At 61.9% G+C, this 16,764-nt stretch carries 14 protein-coding genes and 1 tRNA gene; 9 read left to right on the top strand and 6 right to left on the bottom strand.

Going from position 1 to position 16,764, the window contains the following annotated elements; translation table 11 throughout:
- The first annotated feature begins 7 nt into the window (after positions 1–7).
- The 6 genes from R3217_00790 (at position 8) to R3217_00765 (ending at position 8,427) form a co-directional block, all read left to right on the top strand.
- Positions 8–1,375, top strand: coding sequence for an L-serine ammonia-lyase (locus tag R3217_00790; GenBank protein ID MDX1453969.1), 1,368 nt, complete (start codon positions 8–10; stop codon positions 1,373–1,375).
- A 163-nt stretch (positions 1,376–1,538) separates the two neighbouring features.
- Positions 1,539–2,081 (top strand): invasion associated locus B family protein, encoded by a 543-nt coding sequence (locus tag R3217_00785; protein ID MDX1453968.1) that lies wholly within the window; start codon positions 1,539–1,541, stop codon positions 2,079–2,081.
- Positions 2,082–2,267: 186 nt separating this feature from the next.
- Positions 2,268–2,876, top strand: coding sequence for a transcriptional repressor LexA (gene lexA, locus R3217_00780; GenBank protein ID MDX1453967.1), 609 nt, complete (start codon positions 2,268–2,270; stop codon positions 2,874–2,876).
- Position 2,877: 1 nt separating this feature from the next.
- Positions 2,878–3,549: a translesion DNA synthesis-associated protein ImuA gene (gene imuA, locus R3217_00775; protein MDX1453966.1), complete on the top strand. Its 672-nt coding sequence runs from the start codon at positions 2,878–2,880 to the stop codon at positions 3,547–3,549.
- Positions 3,550–3,766: 217 nt separating this feature from the next.
- Positions 3,767–5,341 (top strand): DNA polymerase Y family protein, encoded by a 1,575-nt coding sequence (locus tag R3217_00770; GenBank protein ID MDX1453965.1) that lies wholly within the window; start codon positions 3,767–3,769, stop codon positions 5,339–5,341.
- Positions 5,338–8,427 (top strand): error-prone DNA polymerase, encoded by a 3,090-nt coding sequence (locus R3217_00765; GenBank protein MDX1453964.1) that lies wholly within the window; start codon positions 5,338–5,340, stop codon positions 8,425–8,427. The genes R3217_00770 and R3217_00765 overlap by 4 nt, the downstream gene beginning before the upstream one ends.
- 106 nt (positions 8,428–8,533) lie before the next feature.
- Here the strand turns inward: R3217_00765 and R3217_00760 are convergent, their stop codons facing one another.
- The 4 genes from R3217_00760 to R3217_00745 all read right to left on the bottom strand — a co-directional run bounded on the left by R3217_00760 (position 8,534) and on the right by R3217_00745 (position 13,919).
- On the bottom strand, positions 8,534–8,794 hold the full coding sequence (locus tag R3217_00760; GenBank protein ID MDX1453963.1) for a hypothetical protein: 261 nt from the start codon (positions 8,792–8,794) through the stop codon (positions 8,534–8,536).
- 223 nt (positions 8,795–9,017) lie between these two features.
- The gene (locus R3217_00755) at positions 9,018–12,188 is read right to left on the bottom strand and encodes an efflux RND transporter permease subunit (GenBank protein ID MDX1453962.1); all 3,171 of its coding nucleotides are present in this window, start codon (positions 12,186–12,188) and stop codon (positions 9,018–9,020) included.
- Positions 12,188–13,306, bottom strand: coding sequence for an efflux RND transporter periplasmic adaptor subunit (locus R3217_00750; GenBank protein ID MDX1453961.1), 1,119 nt, complete (start codon positions 13,304–13,306; stop codon positions 12,188–12,190). The genes R3217_00755 and R3217_00750 overlap by 1 nt, the downstream gene beginning before the upstream one ends.
- A gap of 46 nt (positions 13,307–13,352) precedes the next feature.
- Positions 13,353–13,919, bottom strand: coding sequence for a PadR family transcriptional regulator (locus tag R3217_00745; GenBank protein MDX1453960.1), 567 nt, complete (start codon positions 13,917–13,919; stop codon positions 13,353–13,355).
- 165 nt (positions 13,920–14,084) lie between these two features.
- On the opposite strand from R3217_00745, the gene R3217_00740 reads away from it, so the two are divergent.
- On the top strand, positions 14,085–14,498 hold the full coding sequence (locus R3217_00740) for a secondary thiamine-phosphate synthase enzyme YjbQ (GenBank protein ID MDX1453959.1): 414 nt from the start codon (positions 14,085–14,087) through the stop codon (positions 14,496–14,498).
- Positions 14,499–14,506: 8 nt separating this feature from the next.
- On the opposite strand, the gene R3217_00735 is transcribed toward R3217_00740, so the two are convergent.
- Both R3217_00735 and R3217_00730 read right to left on the bottom strand, forming a co-directional pair.
- Positions 14,507–14,947, bottom strand: coding sequence for a peroxiredoxin (locus tag R3217_00735; protein ID MDX1453958.1), 441 nt, complete (start codon positions 14,945–14,947; stop codon positions 14,507–14,509).
- A gap of 29 nt (positions 14,948–14,976) precedes the next feature.
- Positions 14,977–15,441, bottom strand: coding sequence for a GNAT family N-acetyltransferase (locus R3217_00730; GenBank protein MDX1453957.1), 465 nt, complete (start codon positions 15,439–15,441; stop codon positions 14,977–14,979).
- Between the two features lie 238 nt (positions 15,442–15,679).
- Here R3217_00730 and R3217_00725 point away from each other — a divergent pair, with 238 nt between their 5' ends.
- Together R3217_00725 and R3217_00720 are read left to right on the top strand one after the other, a co-directional pair.
- Positions 15,680–16,312: a hypothetical protein gene (locus R3217_00725; GenBank protein MDX1453956.1), complete on the top strand. Its 633-nt coding sequence runs from the start codon at positions 15,680–15,682 to the stop codon at positions 16,310–16,312.
- Positions 16,313–16,377: 65 nt separating this feature from the next.
- A tRNA-Arg gene (locus tag R3217_00720) sits at positions 16,378–16,454 on the top strand.
- The last annotated feature ends 310 nt before the right edge of the window (positions 16,455–16,764 follow it).

Below are 16,764 nucleotides of genomic sequence, written 5' to 3'. Positions count from 1 at the left end.
AGAGCGCATGTCGATCAGCGTGTTCGAAATGTTCAAGGTAGGCGTCGGCCCGTCCAGCTCGCACACCGTCGGTCCGATGCGGGCCGCGCGTGATTTCGTGCTGGAACTCGAAAAGCAGGGCCTGCTGGAGAAAGCGACCGCTGTCGTCACCCAGCTGTATGGTTCGCTGGCACTGACTGGCGTCGGCCATGGCACCGACAAGGCCGTACTGCTCGGCCTGACAGGCGCGGCGCCGGACACCATCGATCCCGACACCATCGAGCCGACCCTGCAGGATATCGCCGAGTCAGAAGCAATCGAGCTGCTGGGCAAGCACAAGATCGATTTCGATCGCGACATGCAACTGCTGTTCATCAAGCATGAATTCCTCGATCGCCATTCCAACGGGATGCGTCTTACTGCATTTGATGGCAACGACACGGAGCTCTACTCGATGGAGTACTTTTCCATCGGTGGTGGCTTCATCGTGCGTGCGGACGACGAGGGTGACGGCTCGACCAAGGCCTCCCGGCCGGTGCCGCATGATTTCAGTACCGCGGAAGGTTTGCTGGCCGCCTGTCGCCGGGAAGACCTGGCGATTCACGAGCTGGTGCTGAAGAACGAGCTGGCCTGGCGCGATGAAGACCAGGTCCGCAGCGAGCTGTTGCATATCTGGAAGGTGATGGATGCCTGCATCGAGCGCGGCATGCGCGAAGAAGGCGTCCTGCCGGGCGGCCTGGAGGTGCAACGCCGCGCGCCGAAGCTTTACCGCGACCTGCAGGCCGATGCCGGCAAGGACAACATGGACATCCTGGACTGGGTAAACCTGTTTGCGCTGGCGGTGAATGAAGAGAACGCGGCCGGTGGTCGCATCGTGACCGCGCCGACCAACGGTGCGGCCGGTATCATCCCCGCCGTGCTGCGCTATTACGTGCAGTTCATCGATGGTGCGGATGACGAGGGCATCCTGCGGTTCCTGCTGACGGCCGGTGCAATCGGCACGTTGTACAAGAAGAATGCCGGCATCTCGGGTGCCGAGATGGGCTGCCAGGGCGAGGTCGGCGTGGCCTGTTCCATGGCGGCGGGTGGTTTGATGGCGGCCCTCAAGGGCAGCAACGAGCAGATCGAGAACGCGGCCGAAATCGGCATGGAGCACAACCTGGGCCTGACCTGCGACCCGGTGGCCGGGCTGGTGCAGATTCCCTGTATCGAGCGCAATGCCATGGGTGCCCTGAAAGCGATCAATGCCGCCCGCATGGCGCGGCGCGGTGACGGCCAGCACAAGGTATCGCTGGACCAGGTCATTTCGACCATGCGCCAGACCGGGCGCGACATGCAGTCCATCTACAAGGAAACCTCGCTGGGTGGCCTGGCGGTGAACGTGCCGGAGTGTTGAGCCACCTGGCTGGCTCCATGGGCGATTGTCGAGAAGCCGTGGAGATTGTGCAGCGGCGTTGACTTGACGCGGCCTGCCAGCAAAATGAGATGCAACTTGCCCGTGCTCGCGGGCATACAGTGACAAGCAGTCCCGCAGGGGACTGGTCAAAAAGGAGATTCACATGCGGTATGCAAAGTGGTTGGCGGCGGCCTCGCTGTCGGTAGCGGTAGTAGGTTCGGCATTTGCGGCCGAAACCCGTCGTGACAACTATGGTGACTGGTCGTTTGTCTGCAACAAGGCGGAAGTCGCCGAGGGCGAAACGATGGAATCCTGTACGCTTTACCAGGTGGCTTCGGTCATCCCGGGTGGCGAGAATGCAGCGGAGGATGCCAAGCCTCAGCAGTTGCTGATGACCCGCATTGGTTACGTGCCCGAGAACGAGCTGCCGTTGATGGTCCTGACCACGCCCATCGGTGTGCTGCTGAAGCCCGGTTTGTTGATCGAGGTGGAGGGCCACCCGAATGTGCGCATTCCTTACGATCGCTGCGATTCGGGCGGTTGTGTCGCATCGGTCGCCATGGAGCCGGAATTCGTTGACGCCTTGATGAAGGGCGCCGAGGCCAAGGTGACGTTCATGGATCCGCAGCGTCGCCCGATTGCGCTGCCGGTCTCGCTCAAGGGTGTCAGCAAGGGCATGAACGAATTGGACAAGTCTCGCCAGTAAGGCGCAGTACCAACGCCCTTGAAGAAACCGGCCGCTGGCCGGTTTCTTTTTGCCTGGCTGCTTCTCAAGGTATTGATTTTACTGAGGTTTATTCTTTTCCTGAAAATGTGGTTGATACCCCATATCCGGTACTGTATACATACACAGTAATGGATGGATACACAGCCCCGAGGGGTGGAGGTTCACATGACCACATTGACCGAGCGCCAGGCCGAGATCCTGGAGTTGATTCGCGACACCATTGACGAGACCGGCATGCCGCCGACCCGGGCCGAGATTGCCCAGGCGCTGGGTTTCAAGTCGGCCAACTCTGCCGAAGAGCACCTGCGGGCCTTGGCGCGCAAGGGCGTGATCGAGCTGGTCGCGGGCGCCTCCCGTGGCATCCGGCTGGTGGAGGAAGACCAGGGACTGCCAGTGGTGGGTCGCGTTGCGGCGGGTCACCCCATCCTGGCCGAGCAGAACATCGAGCGGCATTACCGCATGGACCCCGGCCTGTTCCAGCCCAAGGCGCACTACCTCCTGACCGTCAAGGGCATGTCCATGCGGGATGCCGGGATTCTCGATGGCGACTTGCTGGCCGTGCACCGCTCCCCGGATGTGCGCAACGGCCAGATCATCGTCGCCAGGCTTAATGACGATGAAGTGACGGTCAAGCGCTATCGCCAGCAGGGCAGCGAGGTCTGGCTGTTGCCGGAGAACCCCGATTTCGAGCCCATCCACCTGGATTTGAAGCACCAGTCCATGGTGATCGAAGGGGTGGTTGTTGGCGTGATCCGGAACGGTTACTTGCAGTGATATGTCAGAGTTACTGGACAGTCTGCCGGGTGTCTGGCGAGGCGCTGGTCGGCAGGATTTTTCAGGACAAAGTGTAATACCTAGTAATATCAAGGAGTTAGACAAGGTTCTTCCGAACGGAGGTTGGCCGCGAGGCGCGCTGGTAGAAATTCTAAGCACAAACCCGGGAGTGGGTGAGCTAAAATTGATCCTGCCGACGCTGACTGGTTTCGCACCCGCCGAGGGTGCTGGAATCACCGCATCGGTAGATCGGGAAGCGGGATGGATAGTGTGGGTTTCACCACCGTTTGTTCCATTCGCTCCGGCGCTTGCGCAGGCAGGTTTCGACCTGGATCGTCTTTTGCTGGTGTCACCACGACGAGACAAGCAAGAGACCCGGAAGGAAAGCCGGCGCACCGTGCTCTGGTCGACAGAGCAGGCGCTCAGGTCCGGTGATGCAGATGCCGTTCTGGCCTGGATAGACGATGGCGATGATCGAACGATGCGGCGCTTGCAACTGGCCGCAGCCGAGGGTGACGCTCTCGGGTTCCTGTTCCGCTCGCTGCGCCAGGCCCGCCAGTCATCACCAGCGGCCATACGCCTGCGCATCGACAGCAGCGACGACACCGGGCAGGTCATCAGCCTGCTGAAGTGTCGAGGCGGCCGGCCGGTGAGCGGTATCCGCCTGCCGTGAGACCTTCCCGGTCAACAACATGATCAGGTTCGGGCCCGGTGCCCCAACATGCGACCCAGGCGATGCTTTCTACGGTTTTACGGCTTGTAGAAGCGATCCTCCCAACCGACGCTCAGGGTCGTATCGGCACCGGGCCTTCTTATGCCTGCCGCGTTTGTCCGATCGCCGGATCCTCTTGAAGAAGCTTGCCTGACTCCTGTTCCTTGAGGAGGTTGGCATGGCGCCATCCCTTGATGACAGGCGGTCTTCGTTGCCTGCGCAGCAAAGCCTTTTTCCCGAGGCCCGTGTCGCCAGTACGCGCCCGGCCAGCGCGCCGCTGCGTCCGTCACAGCGGGCTGACACGAAACGATTGCGCCGCGACCTGTGGCTGGCCATCGAGCTCGAATCCTTGCCCCTGCAGGTGTTTCACCAGGCTGCGTTGGCGGAAACAGCGCAGGCCGTAATCGAAGAGCAGGGCAGTACCGTGACGGTCGTGGCCGTGAATGCCATGGCCGAGTCGGCGGGTGTCGTGCCCGGCATGAGCCTGGCAGCGGCCTGGAGCCTGCTGCCCGATCTTGCCGTGCAGGATCGCGATGCTGCACGCGAAGCCGTGTGGTTGCGGCGGCTGGCCTGGTGGGCGCATCGCTTCACGTCGCAGGTGGCACTCGATGGTGCGGGTCTGTTGCTGGAAGTGCGCGGTTCGCTGCGCCTGTTCGGTGGCGGCCGCGCGTTGTTGCGCCGGGTCCGGCAGGGGCTGGATGAACTGGGCGTCAAAGCCAGCCTGGCGATGGCGCCGACACCGCGGGCGGCGCGCTGGTTGTCCCGGGTGCATGACGGTGTGCTGCTGGGTTCCAGCGAGGCCTTGCCGGGCAAGCTCGGGTGCCTGCCGCTGGCGGCCACGGATCTTCCTCTCGCCTTGCAACAGCGCCTGCAGCGCATGGGTGTGCAGCGGGTGGCCGATGCCTTGCGCCTGCCGCGTGATGCCTTTGCCCGGCGTTTCGGGAAATCCTCTCTCGCGATGCTGGACCAGGCGCTTGGCCGCCAGCCAGACCTGCGCACAAGCCTGTCCTTGCCGGCTCGATTCCGATCGCGGCTCGATCTCGTCTACGAAATCAGTGATGCCCCTGTGCTGTTGCATCCTGCCATGCACCTGCTGGAGGAACTCGCCACGTATCTGCATGTCACCCAGCAAGGCGTGCGTGGATTGAGGTTCACCTTGCTGTTGCGTGATCGCAGCGAGCAATCGTTCACCGTTGGCTTTGCCCGTCGACTGCGTTCGCTTGCTCGCATGCGGGCACTGCTGGAACAGCAACTGGAGAACCTCCGGCTCGAGCAACCCGTGCGCAGTATCAGCCTCGAGGCCTTGTCGCTGGAGAGCTTCGCTGGCGAAGCTGCCAGCCTGTTCCCGAACTGGCAGCGCCAGCAGCAACGGCTGGCGCTGGTGGAACTGCTGCGAGCTCGCCTGGGACATGATGCCGTGCAGGGCCTGTCATCTCGTGCCGACCATCGCCCCGAGCTGGCCTGGCACTTTGTCGAACCGGGTGGTGCGGACGTCGACCTTGCGCCGTCATTGCCGCGACGACCGGCCTGGTTGCTGCCTGAACCCGAGCGACTGGTCCTGCGTGCCGGCTCGCCCTGCTACCAGGGGGCGCTCGAGCTGCTGGCAGGGCCCGAGCGCATCGAGTCAGGCTGGTGGGATGGCACGGATGTGCAACGGGATTATTTCCGTGCCCGCACCCGGGCGGGCAGCCTGCTGTGGATCTTTCGTGACCGTCGGGACCGGCAATGGTGGTTGCAGGGTTTCTTTGCATGAGTGCGCCCGGGTACGCCGAGCTGCACTGCCTCTCGAACTTCACTTTCCTGAAGGGCGCCTCGCATCCGGAGGAGCTGGTGGCACAGGCGGCCGCACTGGGCTACCAGGCCCTGGCGATCACGGATGAATGCTCCGTGGCTGGTGTCGTGCGTGCCTGGGAGGCGGCCCGCGAACATGGCATCAAGCTGCTCATCGGCGCCGAGTTCCGGCTCGAAGAGGGTCCGACCCTGGTGGTGCTGGCCCGGGACCGGGAGGGTTACAACAGCCTGTGCCGGGTCATCACGCGCGGCCGGCGCGCAGCCGACAAGGGCGACTATCTCCTGCACCAAGAAGACCTGGCAGATGGCTTGCCGGGTTGCTGGGTGCTGTGGATCCCGGGCGACATCATCGATGTGGCAACAGGCCAGTGGCTCAAGGGCTGCTTTGGCGAACGTGCAAGGCTGGTTGCGGAGTGGTTCGGCAGCGACGAACGCCAGGCGCGCTTCGCCCAGCTCGAACAGGCGGCAATGCAGCTGCACCTGCCCATCGTGGCTTGCGGTGGCGTGCAGATGCACGTGCGCGGGCGGCGTGCCCTGCAGGACACCCTGACGGCAATACGCCTGCGCCTGCCGCTGGCGATCGCCGGCTACCATCTCAATCCGAATGGCGAGCGACACCTGCGTTCGCGAGAACGGATTGCCCGCATCTATCCTTCGACCTGGCGCGAGGAAAGCCTGCGGCTGGCAGCAAGCTGCACTTTCCGGCTGGACGAGCTGCGTTACGAATACCCGGAAGAACTGGTGCCGGCCGGTGAAACGCCAACTTCGCATTTGCAGCAACTGACCCGGCAGGGCATGAAGCAGCGCTGGCCGCAGGGTGCGCCCGATAGCGTGCAGCGGCAAGTCGAGCATGAACTCCGGCTGATTGCCGAAATGCGTTATGAACCCTTTTTCCTGACGGTGCATGACGTGGTGGCCTTTGCACGTTCGCGCGACATTCTCTGCCAGGGTCGTGGTTCGGCAGCGAATTCGGCCGTGTGTTTCTGTCTCGGCATTACCGAGGTCGACCCGGCACGCATGTCACTGGTGTTCGAGCGTTTCATTTCCAAGGAGCGCGACGAACCGCCTGATATCGATGTCGATTTCGAGCACGAGCGCCGCGAGGAAGTCATCCAGTACATCTATGCAAAGTATGGTCGCGAGCGAGCGGCACTGGCAGCGACAGTGATTACCTACCGACCGCGCAGTGCGGTACGTGATGTCGGCAAGGCGCTGGGTCTTGCGAGTGCGCAGGTGGAAAACCTGGCACGTGCCTTCCAGTGGTGGGATGGTCGCAAGCAGGTGGCCGAGCGCATCGAAAGCGCGGGGCTTGATCCGGCCAACCCGGTAATCCACCGGCTTTGCGTGCTGGTCGACCAGTTGCTGGGTTTCCCGCGACACCTTTCCCAGCACGTCGGTGGTTTCGTGATTGCGCGCAACAGTCTTGACGAACTGGTGCCGGTGGAAAATGCCAGCATGGCGGAACGCACCGTCATCCAGTGGGACAAGGATGACTTGGAGTCACTGGGGCTTTTGAAGGTCGACGTGCTGGCGCTCGGCATGCTGACGGCGATCCGGCGCGCGCTGGACATGGTGAACAACTGGCGTGGCAGTGAGTACAGTCTTGCGACCGTGCCGGCGGAGGACCCGGATACCTATGCCATGATCCAGCAGGCCGACACGATGGGCGTGTTCCAGATCGAGTCGCGTGCGCAGATGGCGATGCTGCCGCGACTCAGGCCAGCCTGTTTCTATGATCTCGTGATCGAGGTGGCTATCGTGCGCCCCGGGCCCATCCAGGGCGACATGGTGCATCCCTACCTGCGGCGGCGCTGCGGCGAAGAGACAGTGTCCTATCCCAGCGATGCCGTGCGACACGTGCTGGAACGTACCCTGGGGGTGCCGATCTTCCAGGAACAGGCCATGCAACTGGCGGTCGTGGCTGCGGGCTTCACGCCGGGCGAAGCCGACCGCCTGCGGCGGGCGATGGCAGCCTGGCGCAAGCGTGGTGGCATCGAGCCGTTTCGCGAGCGGCTGCTGGACGGCATGCGCGATCGTGGTTACAGCGAGGCGTTTGCCGAGCAGATCTACCGGCAGCTTCAGGGCTTTGGCGAATACGGCTTCCCCGAGTCGCATTCAGCCAGCTTCGCCTTGCTGGTGTATGTCTCGGCCTGGTTGAAATGCCATGAGCCGGCTGCCTTCTGTGCTGCCCTGTTGAACAGCCAGCCAATGGGTTTCTATGCACCAGCGCAACTGGTGCAGGATGCGCAACGACATGGCGTGAACATCCTGCCGGTGGACGTTCAGTGCAGTGACTGGGATTCAACCCTGGAACGGCAGGCCGACAGTGAACAGGACCGCGAGCCGGCAGTGCGGCTCGGACTGTCCCGCGTACGTTCGCTGGATGTCGAGTCGGCCGAGCGCCTGGTGGCCGCGCGACGTGACCGGGTGTTCCAAAGCGTCAATGATCTCGCGCGTCGTGCCGGCTTGTCGCGCCAGGCCCTGGAGGCATTGGCCGCAGCCGATGCCTTGCGCTCGCTCGGCGGGCACCGACATCGCGCCTTCTGGAACGTCGCGGGCGTGGAAGCACCGATGCCCTTGATCCGCGAGCCCGAGTTCGCCGAGGCACTGCCCATGCTTGCAGCACCCACCGAGGGCCAGAACATCGTGCAGGATTATGCCCAGCTAGGCCTGACCCTGGGGCGGCATCCACTGGCCTTGTTGCGCGCCCGACTGCTCGAGGCACGTTGCCGTTCCGCTGCCGAGCTCTGGAAGCTGCCGACGGACATGCCGGTGCGCGTTGCCGGCATCGTGATCAATCGCCAGCGGCCGAGCACCGCCAAGGGCGTGACTTTCATGACCCTGGAAGACGAGACCGGGCAGGTGAATCTCATCATCTGGCGCAAGCTGGCCGAGCAACAGCGCAAGGTGATGCTGCAGTCACGCTTGCTGGTGGTTGACGGTCAGTTGCAGCGGCAGGGGGATGTGCTGCATGTCATTGCGGGGAATCTCGAAGATCGCAGCGAATGGCTGGGCCGCCTGGCGACTCGCTCCAGGGACTTTCATTGAGCAGGAATTCTCATGGCGATGAATGCAGTCTTGCAAGAATCGAGGGGAGACAGATCCGCAACTGCCGGCAGGGCCGGCAGCGCAGGGTGGGCAAGTTCGAAGCGAGCTACTGCCAGTCGTCGTCGAAGACGTCGCTCAACTGGCTGCGCAGTCGCTTGTTCTCGAGGTAATCCTCGACCGATTGCCAGGCAGCGGTCCGGGTCCGCGTCTTGCCAGGCTTGCGGGCATGCCGTTTTTCAAGGCTGGCTTCGATGGCATCGAACTCGTCGTCGCTGCCCTCCAGGTCGAAGTCATCCAGGTCTTCATCTCTACTGACACCCATCGCATTGTCCTCATACGCCAGGTAGTGCGTCAGACCAGCGCGCACCGGAAGCGGATCCCGGCGAGCACATCGGAAGAAACATGTCTTCCTTGAGCGCTATATAGTTGCTGGCCGGAGCGAAATCAACAGAAATTTTCCCGGATGTTGCCAACCGCAAGCTGGCAGCCGATGAACGGTTGCTGCCGTGCAGGCATGGATGCAAAAAAGCCGCGGTACCTTCACGGTACCGCGGCCCCGGAGTTGTTGCTTCATCCGGATTCAATAACCGTCAGGCGCCCCGGTATGCGGTTTCGCTGCGCGCCAGGCGTTCCTGACGACGGGCATGCTTCCGGTCTTCGTACTTCGCCTGGATCATCAGCAGGGATGGCGTGACGATCAGGGTCAGGAGCGTAGCGAAGAACAGTCCGCCCGCGACCGCCGAGGACAACTGGATCCACCACTGTGTTGACGGGCCGCCGATGCTGATGTGCCGACCAATGAGGTCGATGTTCACGCCGAGCACCATCGGCATCAGGCCGAGGATGGTGGTTACCGTGGTCAGCAGCACCGGCCGCAGTCGCTGGGCACCGGTTCGCAGCACGGCTTCCATGGCCTCCATGCCGGACTTCCGGAGCACGTTATAGGTGTCGATCAACACGATGTTGTTGTTGACCACGATACCGGCCAGCGCGATCACGCCGATACCGCTCATCACGATGCCGAAGGGCTTGTTCATCAACAGGTGACCGAGGAACACGCCGCCCGTGGAGAAGATGATGGCAGTCAGGATCAGGAAGGCCTGGTAGAAGCTGTTGAACTGCGTGACCAGCACGATGGCGATCACGAACAGCGCTATGCCAAAGGCCTTGCCAAGGAACGCCTGTGCCTCGGCCTGCTCCTCGTCCTCACCCTTGAATTCCACTTCCACGCCGGGCGGAATGTCATCGGCGCTCAGGCTGTTGCGCAGTTCTTCGACCAGCTCGGAGGACAGGGTGTCCGGCGCATGGTCTGCCATGATGGTGACCGTGCGCCGCATGTCGGCGCGCTTGATGGTGCCGACCTTCTGGCCTGCCTCGCGCGTCACGAAATTTGCGATCGGCACATTGCCCTGGTTGGTCGGGATGCGCAGCATGTCCAGCTGATCGAGGTTGCGCTCGGCAAGCGGAAAGCGCACGCGGATGTCGATCTCGTCATCGGAGTCGTCTGGTCGATATTCACCGACCTTGATCCCGTTGGTGACGAACTGCACCACGCCACCCACCGTGGCCACATCCGCACCGAAGCGTGCTGCCATCGCACGGTCGACCTTGATGCGCCACTCGATGCCCGGCAACGGTCTCGAATCCTCGATGTCGCGCATGCCGTCGATGTCGGCCATGGCGGCGCGCAGATTGTCGGCGGCTTCGTCGAGACGTTCCGGGAAGCGCGACGAGACCTGCAACTGGATGGGCTTGCCCTGGCCCGGGCCCGCATTTGGCGTGGTGGTTTCGATTTCAATGCCGCTCAGGTCATTGGTTCGCTGGCGAATCTCCTCCATGATCTCGGCGGCCGGGCGGCGCAGTTCCCAGTCGACCAGCTTGAGACTGATCTGGCCGATCTTGTCTTCGCGGTTGCTTTGTCCGCCACCGCCACCGCCGCCACCGACGCGGGTATAGACCGAGGCAAATTCTTCCATGCCGAGAATGCGCTGTTCCGCTTCGCCGACCAGCACGTCCATTTCATCCACCGACAGGTCGCCGCGAGCGTAGATGTTCACCCAGGCCACTTCCGGCTCCACGTTCGGGAAGAACTCCGTGCCGCGACCGAACTGGCCGTAAGCCAGGAAGATGACAACCAGGGCCATCGTGGAAAAAACGAGAATGCGGCCAGGCGCATGCAATGCCTTTTCCAGCACGCCGATGTACCAGCCGGTAAAGCCACCGACGGCATGAATGTCGCCGGTTTCTGCTGCTGCAAGGCGTGAACGTGTGACTTCGTTCATGGAGCCTGCCTTGCCGTAAATCGAGCCGAGCGTCGGCACGAAGATCAATGCCATCAGCAGGGAGGAGGCCAGCGTGGCGATCAGGGTGATCGGCAGGTATCCCATGAACTGCCCGACCATCCCGGGCCAGAAGACCAGCGGTGCGAAGGCCGCCAGGGTGGTGATGGTGGAGGTGATGATCGGCCAGCCCATGCGTTGCGAAGCGGCCGCATAGGCACCCTTGCGATCCATGCCTTCGGCCATCTTGCGGTCGGCGTACTCGGTGACGACGATTGCGCCATCGACCAGCATGCCGACTGCCATGATCAGCGAGAACAGCACCACGATATTGACGGTGATGCCGGACGCGCCGAGCCACATGAGTCCGGCGAGGAAGGAGCCGGGAATGGCGATGCCGACCAGGCTGGCCGTGCGGGCGCCAAGAATGCCGATGATCACGATGACAACCAGCAATACGGCAGACAGCACGTTGTTCTGCAGGTCGGTCAGCATGTTGCGAATGTCATCCGACTTGTCACGCGAGTAGGTGACCTCGATGCCGGGCGGCCACATCTGGCTTTCGTCGGACACGATGGCGCGCACGGCCTCGACCGTTTCGATGATGTTCTCGCCCGCGCGCTTGACGACTTCCAGGCCGATGGCCGGTTCACCGTTGATGCGGGCGTAGCTGGTCGCATCCTTGTAGGTGCGGCGCACGCTGGCAACATCACGGAAGCGGACTACACGGTCGCCGCTGACTTTCAGGGGCAGGTTGAGCACGTCATTCGGATCTTCGAACACACCCGGCACCTTCACCGGTGCCTGTCCCAGGGTGCTGTTGAGACTGCCCGCCGCGACCAGCTGGTTGTTGCGGGAGAAGATCGGATAGATGTCTTCCGGTGCAAGGCCGTAGGATTCGATGGTGAGCGGATCGACGACCACTTCCAGCAGTTCCTCGCGGTCACCATAGAGATCGACTTCGAGGACGCCGGAAACGCCCTCGATCTTGTCCTTGAGATCCTTGGCAATGCGGACCAGCGTGCGTTCCGGAACCTTGCCGGAGATGTTGATCACCAGCATCGGGTCCTGCTTGGAAATCTTCACTTCGTTGACCGTCGGGTCGTCGGTTTCCTGTGGCAGCTTGGCCTTGGCCGCATCGACCTTCTCGCGCACGTCGAGCAATGCCTGGTCGGTGTCCACCGTGCCGGCCTCGAACTCCAGCGTTACGTTGGCACCACCCTCGTAGGCGGCGGCTGTCATTTCCTTCAGGCCCTCGATGGCACGCAGTTCCTGTTCCATCGGCCGTACCAGCAGGCGCTCTGCATCCTCGGGCGAAATTCCGTCATGCTTCATGCTGACGTAGATGACCGGAATGTCGATGTCGGGTTCCGCTTCCTTCGGGATGGTGACGTAGGTTACCGAACCGGCAACCAGGATCAGCACCAGGGTCGAGAGCACGGTTCGCGAGTGCGCCAGGATGGTGGCAATCGGTCCGGACATTACTGCTCTCCCTTGCCAGCCAGTGCTGCTGCCGGTGTGGTCGTCTCGACGACCGGCCTGACCCGGTCACCGTCGCGCACGAAGCCCTGGCCGACAGTGATGATGCGCGCCTTGCTTCCCAGGCCATCGATCCAGATGCCATTGTCGGTGGACTTCACGACGGTGACGGGCATGAACTGCACGCGGTCGTTGTCATCGACAACCTTGACGCCGATATCACCGTTCTTGTCCAGGGCCAGGATGGCAGGCGAAATGCGATGCGCGAGACCCGTGCCGATCGGCAGGTCGATTTCCGCAGTGACGCCGGCAGGCAGGGCATGGTCACTGTTATCCACTTCGATCTCCACCAGGAACGTACGGGTGGTTTCCTCGGCGACCGGGGCGATGTAACGGATCTTGCCGCTGGCAGTCTGGCCGGTAATCAACCTGGCGCTGGCCTGCTTGCCGACCTCGAGGTTGGCGCGCTCGGTCTCGGATACGCTGCCGGTGATGATCAGGGTGTCGAGCTCGACGAATTCGCCAATAGGGTCTGCCACCTTCACGTAGTCACCCACTTCCACCATGCGCGTATTCAGGCTGCCGGCGAAGGGTGCCTTGATGGAGGTCTTGTCGAGATCGATGCGGATGCGTTTCAACTCGGCTTTCGCCGCCTCCAGTCCTGCCATGGCTTCGGCAATGCGCACGTCTGACGACAGGCTGTCGCCCTGCAAGCGCTTTTCGGCGTCATACTGGATGCGGGCCTTCTCGACATCGGCCTCGGCACGACGCAGCTGCTCGCGGCGGTCACGCGTGTCGATGGTGACCAGCGCGGTGCCGGTCTCGACATGCAGGCCGCGTTCGGCGTTGACAGCGGTTACCGTGCCGGCGGTTTCGGCTTTCAAGGTCACGCTGCGGGCCGGTTCGCTGCGACCATAAACCGTCACGAAACGCGCAACCGGCTCCGCCTGTTGCTCGGTTACCCGCACTTCCTGCAACGGTTTCTCTGCCGTGGCCGTCGATCCTTCTGCCGCAGGGGATTCTTCGGCGGGCATGAACAACGCCGAACTCATCCAGATGACAATGGCCAGCAGGATGGTGCCGGATAGGATCCAGGGGCTGCGGTTGCTGTTGCTCGACATGTTTCTTTTCCTTGCTCTTGTCGTTCAGAAAGTTGATTGCGAGTAGTCAGGCACGCTTGCGAGATGTCTGACTGCCCCTGGTCGTGATTTGTTCCAGCAAATTCTGGCGGTATTCAGTGATGAAATCGCGGCTGGCTTTCATGGCCGCATGCGCCATGCCGGCACCGAAGCGCTGCCCCGGCTCGATGTCCCATTCGCCGCGATCATGCTGGGCGAACAGATGTTCCAGCATGGACAGGTCGCGTGTCAGTTCGCCCAGCCGCTCGTCGATGATGGCGCGCAGCCGGTCCTCGGGAAGCCGGTGCGCAAAATGCAGCAGCACCAGGAATTCCGAGCGGATCTTGTGGCGTGGTGGCGTGCTTTCCAGGGATTGCTGGAAGACCTCGCGGCCGGCAGCGGTGATGGCATAGACCTTGCGATCCGGCCTGCTTGCCTGGGCTTCCGCACGACAGGTCACCAGGCCTTTCTCGGTCAATTCCGCCAGCGCCGGGTAGATCGAGCCGAAACCCGCCACGAAAAAATGGCTGAAGGTGCATTCGAAGGTTTTCTTGATGTCATAACCGGAGGCTTCGCCTTCGGTCAGCACACCCAGGCAGAGGGTCTTGACGTCCATGGAACAGTCTCGTTGCGAGAAAGCCTGGTAGTTTACTATATCGAAACGTTATATCGAAGCTATATAAAAGTGAATTTTCCCCCACTGCGCGGGGTCTGATTATGGCCTTGCAGAACAAGGACTTGTCGCTACCATGAGCAGGGTCGCTCAAGGGGAGGAACAGGCATGGCATTCCAGGACATCATCGAGTTCGAGACCGGCGGCCGGGGTACCGAGGACATCACCGCGCGGGTCAACGCGGCACTGGAGCATGCGGGCATCGAGACGGGTATCTGCCAGTTGTTCATCCTTCATACCAGTGCCTCGCTGCTGCTGACCGAGAATGCCGATCCCGACGTGCGCGGTGATATCGAGACCGTCCTGGCCGACCTGGCGCCGGATGGCGATGCCCGCTTCCGGCATCGCGACGAAGGTCCCGATGACATGTCGGCGCACATCAGGACCATGCTGACCGAATCGTCACTGGTAGTGCCGGTTGCTGCGGGCCGCCTGAAGCTGGGCACCTGGCAGGGCGTGTTCCTTTATGAACACCGGGCAGCGCCACACCGGCGCCGAATCGTTGTTACCGTGCTGGGCTGATCAGGCTGTCAAAGCAGTGATTCGACAAACGCCTTGTGCTTGCCGATGCGGAAATCGGCAAGTACGGCATCCTTGATGGTTCCATCCTGGTCGATGAGATAGGTAACGCGTCGCACGCCGATGCCCAGCGGGCCATTGGCATCGTAGGCCTTGATCACGCGCTTGTCCTCATCCGAGAGGAGGATGAATGGCAACTGGTGTTCGGCCCTGAATTTTGCATGTGATGCCGGGCCCTGCGGGCTGACCCCGGCAATGCTCATGCCCTTGGCCTGGCTGCGCGGGAACTGGTCACGCAGGTTGCAGGCTTCCTTGGTGCATCCCGGCGTGAAGTCGGCCGGGTAGAAATACAGGAGGACCGGACCATTCTTCAGCAGCGTGGTGAGTGAAACCTCGCCATCACGATCGGAGGGCAGGGTGAAGTCGGGGGCCTTGCTGCCAATTTCCAGCATGTCTTTCTCCTTGTTCGGGAATGTCGTCGTCAGCCCGTGGCGCGAAAGTCCACTTCCAGCAGGTTGTAGTGGGTGTGCTGGAAGCCCAGCGCCAGGTAGACGGCGGTTGCGTGTTCGTTCTGCTTCTCCACGTAGAGCCGGATGCCGCAGACGTCTGGCTCGGTTTCCGCCAGCTCTTTTATATGGCGATACAGTGCGCCAAAAGCGCCACTGCCACGAATCGAGCGGTCGACGTACACGCTCTGGATCCACCAGAACCAGCCATTGCGCCAGTCCGACCATTCGTAGGTGATCATGGTCTGGCCCAGTGCCTTGCCATCGACCTCGTAGATGAAATAGCGGCCCTTGTGCGGATCAGACAACAAGGCACCCACCCCGGGTTCGAGCACCGCGGCCGGTATGTCCTTGTCCTCGGTTTCCTTGGCCAGCAACTGGTTGAAGCGCACGATCGTGTCGCGGTCGTCAGGCCTGGCGTTGCGAATGCTTGCTTTCATGACCCCATACCTTCCTGCATGACGCATTACCGAGTATGTCGAGTATGTTGCACGGTGCTCCGGCTGTCGAATGGCGGAATCCGGGCGCAGACTGGCCCGGGGCTTGCGGCTGGCAGGTGCCTGCATGAATGCAGGCTGGTGGACCTGGCGCGCTTGAGCTTGCTGCATCGCATCTTGATTCCGCCATGCCGTACCTGTCAGATAGTCGCCTTTGCCGCGGGCGGGGCCTGGAGACGAAATGCCGATGTACTGGAAAAGCATGTGTGCCTGCGTATTGCTGCTGACGCTGCTGCCACTTGAAAGCGTGGCGGACGAGGACAAGTTCTTCGATCCGACCGAGCGGACCACGACGGATTTTTCGTTCACCTACCACGCTGGCGTCCTGGCCTACGAGCGCAGGACCCTGCGGAAGACCGAAACGTACCGGAACTGGAGTGGCGAGCAATTCGAAATTGAAATTTTCGAGCCCAACCTCAAGTGGCAGCACGAGTATGTCCAGGTCGGTGCGACTTCCCGTTTCGGTCGCTTCATCGATCTCGATTTTCGCATTGGCATTGCAACGTCGGACAGCGATACCGAGATCTTCGACGATGGCAGCACCAACGAGGTCGAGCGGGAACTGAACTACCTGCTCGATGCCTACGCGAGAATCTATGACCATCGGCGTACGGAATGGCGTCCGTTCCTGGTCTTCGGGCTGCGCAAGCAGTCGGCCAATGTGTTTGACGACAACGGTTTCATGCTGGGCGGGGGAGTGGAGTTTGCCCTGTCGCGTGAATACTGGGTCAATATCGAATACAAGGAAATGATTTCCGGTGGGCAATTCCAGTCCAACAGCCTCAATTTCTCCTTGCAGTATTTCTACCGGTAGCCCGCCACGGCGGGGGTGAGGCCGATGGGTCTTTCGGTTACAATCCGGCGGCTTGTGAGCCTATCGCCCCGGTAGCTCAGCTGGATAGAGCAGTCGCCTCCTAAGCGACAGGTCGCAGGTTCGACTCCTGCCCGGGGCACCAATCTTGCTGGTTGAAAATTCGCTTAAAATCAGCGATATCTCGACAAAAAGCGATAAATGTCGCCAAATGAGGTGAACGCCAGCACTGGCGTTCTCGGCTTTTCGCGCCTGGCTGGCTGGCGGTGATCGCCGCGCCGCGTTGCCAGGTGCTGTCGACGAGCTTTGGCATCCGGCAATAATGCGCTTCAAATGCCCGCCATGCTTGGATTTTTTCCGGAAACGGCGTTTCTTCTTCCTGCCAGATCAGCTAAACTTTCCGCCCTGTTGCTCGTGTCATCACAGCGTTTCCCCGGATTGATCGCTTTCGGCCG

The organism is Gammaproteobacteria bacterium, from assembly GCA_033720895.1.
GTDB lineage: Bacteria > Pseudomonadota > Gammaproteobacteria > Natronospirales > JAJUFS01 > JAWWBS01.
Note: the sequence above shows the minus strand (reverse complement) of the source record. Positions and strands in the feature narration are given on the sequence as shown.

Bases quoted from the DNA above. Each gene is read 5' to 3' on its own strand.
- R3217_00765 (MDX1453964.1), top strand. From the start codon at position 5,338: ATGAGTGCGCCCGGGTACGCCGAGCTGCACTGCCTCTCGAACTTCACT.
- R3217_00790 (MDX1453969.1), top strand. From the start codon at position 8: ATGTCGATCAGCGTGTTCGAAATGTTCAAGGTAGGCGTCGGCCCGTCC.
- lexA (MDX1453967.1), top strand. From the start codon at position 2,268: ATGACCACATTGACCGAGCGCCAGGCCGAGATCCTGGAGTTGATTCGC.
- R3217_00735 (MDX1453958.1), bottom strand. From the start codon at position 14,947: ATGCTGGAAATTGGCAGCAAGGCCCCCGACTTCACCCTGCCCTCCGAT.
- R3217_00785 (MDX1453968.1), top strand. From the start codon at position 1,539: ATGCGGTATGCAAAGTGGTTGGCGGCGGCCTCGCTGTCGGTAGCGGTA.
- R3217_00740 (MDX1453959.1), top strand. From the start codon at position 14,085: ATGGCATTCCAGGACATCATCGAGTTCGAGACCGGCGGCCGGGGTACC.
- R3217_00725 (MDX1453956.1), top strand. From the start codon at position 15,680: ATGCCGATGTACTGGAAAAGCATGTGTGCCTGCGTATTGCTGCTGACG.
- R3217_00755 (MDX1453962.1), bottom strand. From the start codon at position 12,188: ATGTCCGGACCGATTGCCACCATCCTGGCGCACTCGCGAACCGTGCTC.
- R3217_00770 (MDX1453965.1), top strand. From the start codon at position 3,767: ATGGCGCCATCCCTTGATGACAGGCGGTCTTCGTTGCCTGCGCAGCAA.
- imuA (MDX1453966.1), top strand. From the start codon at position 2,878: ATGTCAGAGTTACTGGACAGTCTGCCGGGTGTCTGGCGAGGCGCTGGT.
- R3217_00745 (MDX1453960.1), bottom strand. From the start codon at position 13,919: ATGGACGTCAAGACCCTCTGCCTGGGTGTGCTGACCGAAGGCGAAGCC.
- R3217_00750 (MDX1453961.1), bottom strand. From the start codon at position 13,306: ATGTCGAGCAACAGCAACCGCAGCCCCTGGATCCTATCCGGCACCATC.
- R3217_00730 (MDX1453957.1), bottom strand. From the start codon at position 15,441: ATGAAAGCAAGCATTCGCAACGCCAGGCCTGACGACCGCGACACGATC.